Annotated in this window: 8 protein-coding genes and 2 pseudogenes; 5 read left to right on the top strand and 5 right to left on the bottom strand. The window is 70.4% G+C overall.

Annotated features, from left to right (window positions below; all coding sequences use genetic code 11):
• Window positions 1-189: pseudogene (locus B7767_RS12070) on the bottom strand (RNA polymerase subunit sigma-70); the annotation flags it as partial.
• Window positions 190-437: 248 nt separating this feature from the next.
• Window positions 438-926 carry a MarR family winged helix-turn-helix transcriptional regulator gene (locus B7767_RS12065; RefSeq protein WP_085572201.1) on the bottom strand — a complete coding sequence of 163 codons (489 nt, stop codon included), beginning with the start codon at window positions 924-926 and terminating at the stop codon, window positions 438-440.
• A gap of 174 nt (window positions 927-1,100) precedes the next feature.
• Between B7767_RS12065 and ilvA the strand changes: the two genes are divergently transcribed.
• From ilvA to B7767_RS12050, 3 genes are all read left to right on the top strand, one after another.
• On the top strand, window positions 1,101-2,330 hold the full coding sequence (gene ilvA / locus B7767_RS12060) for a threonine ammonia-lyase (protein WP_085572200.1): 1,230 nt from the start codon (window positions 1,101-1,103) through the stop codon (window positions 2,328-2,330).
• A gap of 184 nt (window positions 2,331-2,514) precedes the next feature.
• Window positions 2,515-3,507 carry an ATP-binding cassette domain-containing protein gene (locus tag B7767_RS12055; RefSeq protein ID WP_085572199.1) on the top strand — a complete coding sequence of 331 codons (993 nt, stop codon included), beginning with the start codon at window positions 2,515-2,517 and terminating at the stop codon, window positions 3,505-3,507.
• Window positions 3,504-4,355, top strand: a complete 852-nt coding sequence (locus tag B7767_RS12050; protein ID WP_085572198.1) for an ABC transporter permease — start codon at window positions 3,504-3,506, stop codon at window positions 4,353-4,355. The genes B7767_RS12055 and B7767_RS12050 overlap by 4 nt, the downstream gene beginning before the upstream one ends.
• 57 nt (window positions 4,356-4,412) lie before the next feature.
• Here the strand turns inward: B7767_RS12050 and greA are convergent, their stop codons facing one another.
• Together greA and B7767_RS12040 are read right to left on the bottom strand one after the other, a co-directional pair.
• Window positions 4,413-4,910: a transcription elongation factor GreA gene (greA, locus tag B7767_RS12045; protein WP_085572197.1), complete on the bottom strand. Its 498-nt coding sequence runs from the start codon at window positions 4,908-4,910 to the stop codon at window positions 4,413-4,415.
• A 168-nt stretch (window positions 4,911-5,078) separates the two neighbouring features.
• A complete protein-coding gene (locus B7767_RS12040; RefSeq protein ID WP_085572196.1) occupies window positions 5,079-5,477 on the bottom strand; it encodes a DUF4307 domain-containing protein in 399 nt (132 codons plus the stop codon).
• Window positions 5,478-5,625: 148 nt separating this feature from the next.
• Here B7767_RS12040 and mca point away from each other — a divergent pair, with 148 nt between their 5' ends.
• The gene (gene mca / locus B7767_RS12035) at window positions 5,626-6,507 is read left to right on the top strand and encodes a mycothiol conjugate amidase Mca (protein ID WP_030859827.1); all 882 of its coding nucleotides are present in this window, start codon (window positions 5,626-5,628) and stop codon (window positions 6,505-6,507) included.
• Window positions 6,500-6,742 (top strand): hypothetical protein, encoded by a 243-nt coding sequence (locus B7767_RS12030; RefSeq protein WP_085572195.1) that lies wholly within the window; start codon window positions 6,500-6,502, stop codon window positions 6,740-6,742. Before mca ends, B7767_RS12030 begins: the two co-directional genes overlap by 8 nt.
• 385 nt (window positions 6,743-7,127) lie before the next feature.
• Here B7767_RS12030 and B7767_RS12025 read toward each other — a convergent pair.
• A pseudogene (locus B7767_RS12025) lies at window positions 7,128-7,853 on the bottom strand (hypothetical protein); the annotation flags it as partial.

The raw sequence follows: 7,853 nt of genomic DNA, 5'->3' as shown, positions 1-7,853 counted from the left end.
CAGCCGGTCCCAGCTCGCGTACGTGTGGGCCAGCGCCAGGGTCAGCAGGCGCCTGGCGTGCGGGTTGGCGTCCGGCGGTTCGGCGGTGAGCAGGGTCGCGGTGTGCAGCAGGCGGGTGCCGGCGCCCGCGACGTACGCCTCGAACCCGCGGGCGCGGAGGTCGTCCTGGGACGTGTGCCGTGGGTGCAACCGTGTCTCCCCTCGCCCCTGAGAGCCCTCGGTTCTCATATCAGGCCAGGGTGCGTCCCGCGGTCAAGGGACGTGCGTGCGCGACGCTTCGGTTTTTCGCCCCCGCCGCCCCTTCCCGTCCCGAACCTGGGGCTCCGCCCCGGACCCCGCTCCTCAAACTCCCCCGGAGGGGCTGCATCAGTCCCTCCGGCGTTTGAGGACGAGGCCCGTTCAGGGCCGAAGGGGGCTGGGGCGCAGTCCCCGGAGAGTCAGGAGTCCACCCGGTCGGGGGCGGACATCCGAGCCGACAGCGCTCCGTTGAAGCGCGTCAGGAGCGCGCAGAACGCCTCGCGCTCCTCCGGGTCCCAGTCCTGCGTCAGCTCGGCCATCAACTGGCGTCGCGAGGAGCGCACTTCCTCCAGGCGCGACTGTCCGCGCGGGGAGAGCTGGAGCACGACCGCGCGGCCGTCCTCGGGGTGCGAGGTCCGCTTGACCAGGCCGGTGTCCACGAGCGGGGCGACCTGCCGGGTGACCGTCGAGGAGTCGATGCCCATGCTCGCGGCGAGTGCCTTGACGCCCATGGGACCTTCCTTGTCGAGGCGGTTGAGCAGCAGGTACGCGGCGCGGTCCATCGAGTTGCGCACCTGGCCGACCCCGCCCAGACGCGTCTGTTCGGCACGGCGGGCGAACAGCGCCACCTCATGCTGCAGCGTGTCGAGAAGACCGGTGTCGCCGACGGCCGTCAGGTCCGTCCTCATGTCCATCGACATATCAGGTGTTGTGGGCATGGCCGGGGGCTCACTTCGTGGAGGGCTGCTAATTGGGGGACAGGGTACGCGGCCGGACGTCGGCCCGTACCGGCGCTGCGCAAAGCCGAGTCCGCGGGTTGGTCACTCCGGTCGCCGCCACCGGCGAACTGCGATGCTGGAATCATGAGCTACAGCACGGCCGGATCCCTGCGGACCGTCACCCTCGACGACGTGCGCGGCGCCCGGAAGATGCTCTCGGGCGTGGCACGGACGACCGCGCTGGAGGGCAGCAGGCACCTGTCCCGGCGGGTGGGCGCCCCGGTGCACCTGAAGTGCGAGAACCTGCAGCGGACGGGGTCGTTCAAGCTGCGCGGCGCGTACGTGCGGATCGCCGGGCTGCTGCCCGAGGAGCGGGCCGCCGGGGTCGTCGCGGCGAGCGCGGGCAACCACGCGCAGGGCGTCGCGCTGGCGTCCTCGCTGCTCGGGGTGCGGTCCACGGTCTTCATGCCGAAGGGCGCCCCGCTGCCGAAGATCAGCGCGACCCGGGAGTACGGCGCCGAGGTGCGCCTGCAGGGCCAGGTGGTCGACGAGACGCTGGCCGCGGCGATGGAGTACGCGCACGGGACGGGCGCCGTGTTCATCCATCCCTTCGACCACCCGGACATCATCGCGGGCCAGGGCACGGTGGGCCTGGAGATCCTGGAGCAGTGCCCCGAGGTGCGCACGATCGTCGTCGGGGTCGGCGGGGGCGGGCTGGCCGCCGGGATCGCGGTCGCGGTGAAGGAGCTGCGGCCCGACGTGCGGATCGTCGGCGTGCAGGCGGCGGGCGCGGCGGCGTATCCGCCTTCGCTGGCGGCCGGGCGTCCGGTGCCGGTGCGCAACCCGGTGACGATGGCCGACGGGATCAAGGTGGGGCGGCCCGGCGACGTGCCGTTCGGGATCGTCGGCGAGCTGGTGGACGAGGTGTGCACGGTCACCGAGGACGAGCTGTCGGCCGCGCTGCTGCTGTGCCTGGAGCGGGCCAAGCTGGTCGTCGAGCCGGCCGGGGCGAGCCCGGTCGCGGCGCTGCTGAGCCGGCCCGGTGCCTTCGAGGGGCCGGTCGTCGCGGTGCTGTCCGGCGGCAACGTGGACCCGGTGCTGATGGAGCGGGTGCTGCGGCACGGCATGGCCGCGCAGGGCCGCTACCTGGCCGTACGGCTGAGGCTGACGGACCGGCCGGGCGCGCTCGCCTCGCTTCTGGGGGCGTTGTCAGTGGCGGACGCTAACGTCCTCGACGTGAGCCACGTACGGACCGATCCACGGCTCGGGCTCACGGAGGCGGAGGTCGAGCTGCACCTGGAGACCAAGGGTCCGGAGCACTGCGCGGAGGTCAACAGGGCTCTGCGCGAGGCGGGTTACACGGTCATGGGCTGACACCCGACGGGGTGTCACTCCTTCGGGTCATTCCATTGTGGGACGCGATACATCGCGTTATGGTGTGTGTCTCGCCGCCGGGTGGCCACCGTCCGTCCCGCCGCCCGCGCCCGACGAAAACCTCAGCACACCAAAGCGCGCAAACCTAGGCTTTCCGAAGAATCACGATGACGTGGAGACTCATATGCCAGGCGCCATCTATGCCGAAGGTCTGGTGAAGACCTTCGGGAACGTAAGGGCACTGGACGGCGTCGACCTGGAGGTTCCCGAGGGCACCGTCCTGGGCCTGCTCGGGCCGAACGGCGCGGGGAAGACCACCACCGTCCGCTGCCTGACCACCCTGCTGCGGCCCGACAGCGGCAAGGCGGTCGTCGCCGGCCTCGACGTGCTGAAACAGCCCGACGCCGTACGCCGCTCCATCGGCCTGTCCGGCCAGTTCGCCGCCGTCGACGAGTACCTGACCGGCCGCGAGAACCTCCAGATGGTCGGACAGCTCTACCAGATGAAGGCGAAGGCGGCGAAGGCCCGCGCGGACGAACTGCTGGAGCAGTTCAACCTCGCGGACGCCGCCGACCGCACCGCCAAGACCTACTCCGGGGGCATGCGCCGCCGCCTCGACCTCGCCGCCGCCCTGGTCGTCTCGCCGCCCGTGATGTTCATGGACGAGCCGACCACCGGCCTCGACCCTCGCAACCGCCAGCAGCTGTGGGAGGTGATCAAACAGCTCGTCTCCGGCGGTACGACACTGCTGCTCACCACCCAGTACCTGGAGGAGGCCGACCACCTCGCGCACGACATCGCGGTCGTCGACCACGGCAAGGTCATCGCCCAGGGCACCTCCGACCAGCTCAAGGCCCGCACCGGCGGCGAACGCGTCGAGGTCGTGGTGCACGAACGCGAGCACATCCGGTCGGCGTCCGCCCTCCTCGACAAGTACAGCCTGCGCGGCGCCGGCCAGGGCGACACCACGGTCGAGGACCACATGCGCAAGATCACCACACCGGTCTCCGGCGGCGCGAAGCTCCTCGCCGAGATCATCCGCGACCTCGACACCAACGGCATCGAGATCGACGACATCGGCCTGCGCCGCCCCACCCTCGACGACGTCTTCCTCTCCCTCACCGGCCACGTCGCGGAGGCCGAGGACGACGAGGACACCAAGGAGACCGCGAAATGAGCGCCGTCACCGACACCGTCCGGGTCACGGCTCCCGGCAACCCCATCGGCCGGTCGATCCGGGACTCCCTGGTCGTCGCCCGCAGGAATCTGATCCGCATGGCCCGGATCCCCGAGATGCTCATTTTCGGGCTGTTCCAGCCCATCATGTTCGTGGTGCTGTTCACCTACGTGTTCGGCGGCTCGATCCAGGTCGGCTCGTCCAGCTCCACCCAGGCGTACCGTGAGTTCCTGATGGCCGGCATCTTCGCCCAGACCGTCACGTTCGCCACGGCGGGCGCGGGGGCGGGCATCGCCGACGACATGCACAAGGGCCTCATCGACCGCTTCCGCTCCCTGCCGATGTCACGTGGCGCGGTGCTGACCGGCCGCACCATGGCCGACCTGGTACAGACGGCGCTCACCCTCGTCGTGCTGGCGGTCGTCGCCGTGCTCGTCGGCTGGCGCACGCACGAGAACTTCGGCAAGGTGCTCGTCGGATTCGGCCTGCTCCTGCTGCTCGGATACGCGTTCTCGTGGATCGGTGCGCTCATCGGCCTGTCCGTGCGCACTCCTGAAGCGGCGACCTCGGGCGGCTTGATCTGGCTGTTTCCGCTGACGTTCATTTCGAACGCGTTCGTGGACGCGAACCAGATGCCGTCCTTCCTCCGGCACATCGCGGAGTGGAACCCGTTCAGCGCCACCGTGCAGGCATGCCGCGAGATGTTCGGCAACCTCCCCCCGGGCTTCCAGACGCCCGACGCGTGGCCCATGCAGCACCCCGTCTGGGCCTCGTTGATCTGGTCGGTCCTGATCATCGCGTTCTTCCGGACGCTCGCGGTGCGCAAGTACCGCTCGGCGGCGACATGACGAAGCCCCCGGCACCGCAGGGGTGCCGGGGGCCCGTCGGGGACTCGCGGGGGTGGGTCAGCCGTTGTACGGCTTCGCCTCCAGGATCTTCACCGAGGCCTTCTTGCCGTTCGGCAGCTCGTACTCCGCGTCCTCGCCGACCTTGTGGCCGATGACGCCCGAGCCGAGCGGGGACTGCGGCGAGTAGGTCTCGATGTCGGCGCTCGCGTACTCGCGGGAGGCGAGCAGGAAGGACAGCGTGTCGTCCTCGTCACCGTCGAAGGCGATCGTCACGACCATGCCGGGCGCCACGGCGCCGTCGGCCGCCGGGGCCTCGCCGACCTTGGCGTTCTCGAGGAGCTGGGTGAGCTGGCGCACACGGAGCTCCTGCTTGCCCTGCTCCTCCTTGGCCGCGTGGTACCCGCCGTTCTCCCGCAGGTCGCCCTCCTCGCGCGCGGCGGCGATCTTCGCGGCGATCTCCGTGCGCGCGGGACCAGTAAGGTACGCAAGCTCGTCCTTGAGCTTGTTGTACGCCTCCTGGGTCAGCCAGGTGACGTTCTCGCTGGTCTGGGTCACAGGTGCTCCTCGTAGGTACTGGGAATACAAAGCATCGCCCTACCCAGAAGGATGTTCCTCCAGGGATGGGCGAAACCACGAGCCTAACAATTGAGTGCCCGTAGGGGGAGGACATAAGCCACCGGACTCGTGTCAGCGCAGGTCAGTGGCCAGGTATTCCCCGCGGTGTCAGTCCGTGTGGCAGCCGACGAGCTCGGCCGAGGTGCCCCGGGAGGTGGTGCGGAGCGTGACGACCTCGTCGACGCGCGTGGCGTCCTTGTCGAAGCGGAAGTCGGCGCGGCCCACCTCGGCGCCGTCCTCGGACTGGGAGCGGACCGTGCAGTAGCCGGCGACGCCCGCGTCCTTGTGCACCTCCAGGTGCACCTTCACGGAGTCCTCGGAGGTGTCGAAACCGATCACCTCGGCGCTGATCTCGTTCTGGGCGACGTAGTGGTAGCCGAACCAGCCGATCAGCCCGAGCATCAGCACCGACAGCACGGCGCCGACGACCTTGAGCGTGCGGTCGGCACGCTGGTCCGAGGAGCGGCCGTAACGGCCCTCGGGCAGCCGCGTGCTCGACGTACTCATGATCGTCTCCTCGGCAGGAGGGGACCGGTGTCCCCAGGCGGGCCCCGGAGCGCGGACTCCGGAATTTTTCGTCCCCCGGTTCGGTCACTATAGAAGCCTGCGACTGCGCCGCCGCACTGAGGGCGCCTACCGACTTGAGGATTGAGTCTTGACTGACCAGCTGCGACTGATGGCCGTGCACGCACACCCCGACGACGAGTCGAGCAAGGGCGCGGCCACCATGGCGAAGTACGTGTCCGAGGGGGTGGACGTGCTGGTGGTGACCTGCACGGGCGGGGAGCGCGGCTCCATCCTCAACCCGAAGCTACAGGGCGACGCGTACATCGAGGAGCACATCCACGAGGTGCGCAAGAAGGAGATGGACGAGGCCCGGGAGATCCTGGGGGTGAAGCAGGAGTGGCTCGGGTTCGTCGACTCCGGGCTGCCCGAGGGCGACCCGCTGCCGCCGCTGCCGGAGGGCTGCTTCGCCCTGGAGGACGTCGACAAGGCGGCCGGTGAGCTGGTGCGGAAGATCCGTTCCTTCCGCCCCCAGGTGATCACCACCTATGACGAGAACGGCGGCTATCCGCACCCCGACCACATCATGACCCACAAGATCACGATGGTGGCGTTCGAGGGGGCGGCGGACACCGCGAAGTACCCGGAGGGCGAGTACGGTCCGGCGTACCAGCCGCTGAAGGTGTACTACAACCAGGGGTTCAACCGTCCCCGCACCGAGGCGCTGCACCAGGCGATGCTGGACCGCGGCCTGGAGTCGCCGTACGGGGACTGGCTGAAGCGCTGGAGCGAGTTCGAACGCAAGGAGCGCACGCTCACCACGCACGTGCCGTGCGCCGACTTCTTCGAGATCCGCGACAAGGCGCTGATCGCGCACGCGACGCAGATCGACCCCGACGGGGGCTGGTTCCGGGTGCCGATGGATCTCCAGCGGGAGGTCTGGCCGACGGAGGAGTACGAGCTGGCGAAGTCCCTCGTCGATACGTCCCTCCCCGAGGACGACCTCTTCGCGGGCATCCGGGACAATGCCTGACATGAGCGCAAGCGCAAGCCTGGCAATGACCCACCTGGTGCCTCTGGCCAAGGAACTCGACGAGGACAAGGTGACCCCTGGTGTTCTCGGGTTCATCGTGTTCGCGGTGATGGCTCTGGCGGTGTGGGCCCTGATGAAGTCCATGAACCGCCACATGGGCCGCGTCGACTTCGCCGAGTCCGGGGACCCGGGGACCGAGAAGGCCGAGGCGGCGGCCGCGGAGAAGCGGGGCTGAGGGCCCCGCCGCCTCTCCGCGGCCGAGTCGTGCCTCCCTCAGTGTCCTGAGGACCTGGGAGGCACCCCGCAGGCGCCGGGCTGCGCGGACGCTCCCGGCCGACGCCGGGTGCCGGCTGCGGGGCGGTTGTGCCCACCCTCCCCGCTCTCGGCTTCTCCCCCACTCTCGGCTTCTCCCCCACTCTCGGCTTCGCTCGAGCGGGGGGACCCCCATGAGCGGGGGACCCCCATGAGCGGGGGGACCCCATCGCTCTGCGGAACGACTGCCCACAACCGCCGGCCGGCGACCGGCGCAACGTGCGTTCCCTCACCCGTGACCACCGGTGGGTGGCGGGTGGGGCCGTACGTCTTCCCGTCCGCAACCGCCGGTCGGCGGCCGGTGGGGCCTACGCCTTCTCGCCCACCGGTACCCCCATCACCTCCCGTGCGTGGCGGCTGGGGACCATGCCCAGGTGCCAGGCCTGCCAGCCGGTGTCGAGGGTGACGCCCCGTTCCAGGAGGAGCTGGTACGCCTCCACGCAGTCGGCCAGTTTTCCGTCGCGGGAGTCGTGGCCGGCCCGGCCCAGCCGGGACAGCTCCTCCTGGGCCACCGCCGTACCGACCTCCGTACCGCCCGGCGCCGCGTACGGCAGCAGCGTGCAGCGCAGGAAGCGCGCCCAGTCCTCGCCGCGCCGGTCGCCGTACGACACGAACAGGGACACCGCCTCGTCGCACAGCGCCAGTGCCTGCTGCGTGCGCGCGTTGCCCGCGTCGACGACCGCCAGCTCCAGGCAGGTCCACGCCTCCCCGTGCGCGACCCCGATGCGCTGGAAGTCGGCGCGCGCGTCCACCAGGAGCTGCCGGGCGAACCCGGAGTTCCGCAGGGACCCCGTCCGGGCCGCCCGCTGGTCCCGGGTCACCCGCGCCGAGTGGTGCCGGGCGCAGGCCAGTCCGTACACGTCCCGCATCCGGGAGAACATCGTGCGGGCGCGTTCCAGCTCGCGCACCGCCCGGTCCAGGTCGCCGGTCTCCTCCAGCGCCTGGCCCAGGTAGTACAGCGTCCACGCCTCGCCCCGCGCGTCCTCGTTGTCCCGGTGCCGGGCGGCGGCCCGGCGCAGGTCCTCCACCGCCGG

The sequence above is a fragment of the Streptomyces sp. 13-12-16 genome (assembly GCF_002114215.1).
GTDB lineage: Bacteria > Actinomycetota > Actinomycetes > Streptomycetales > Streptomycetaceae > Streptomyces.
Note: the sequence above shows the minus strand (reverse complement) of the source record. Positions and strands in the feature narration are given on the sequence as shown.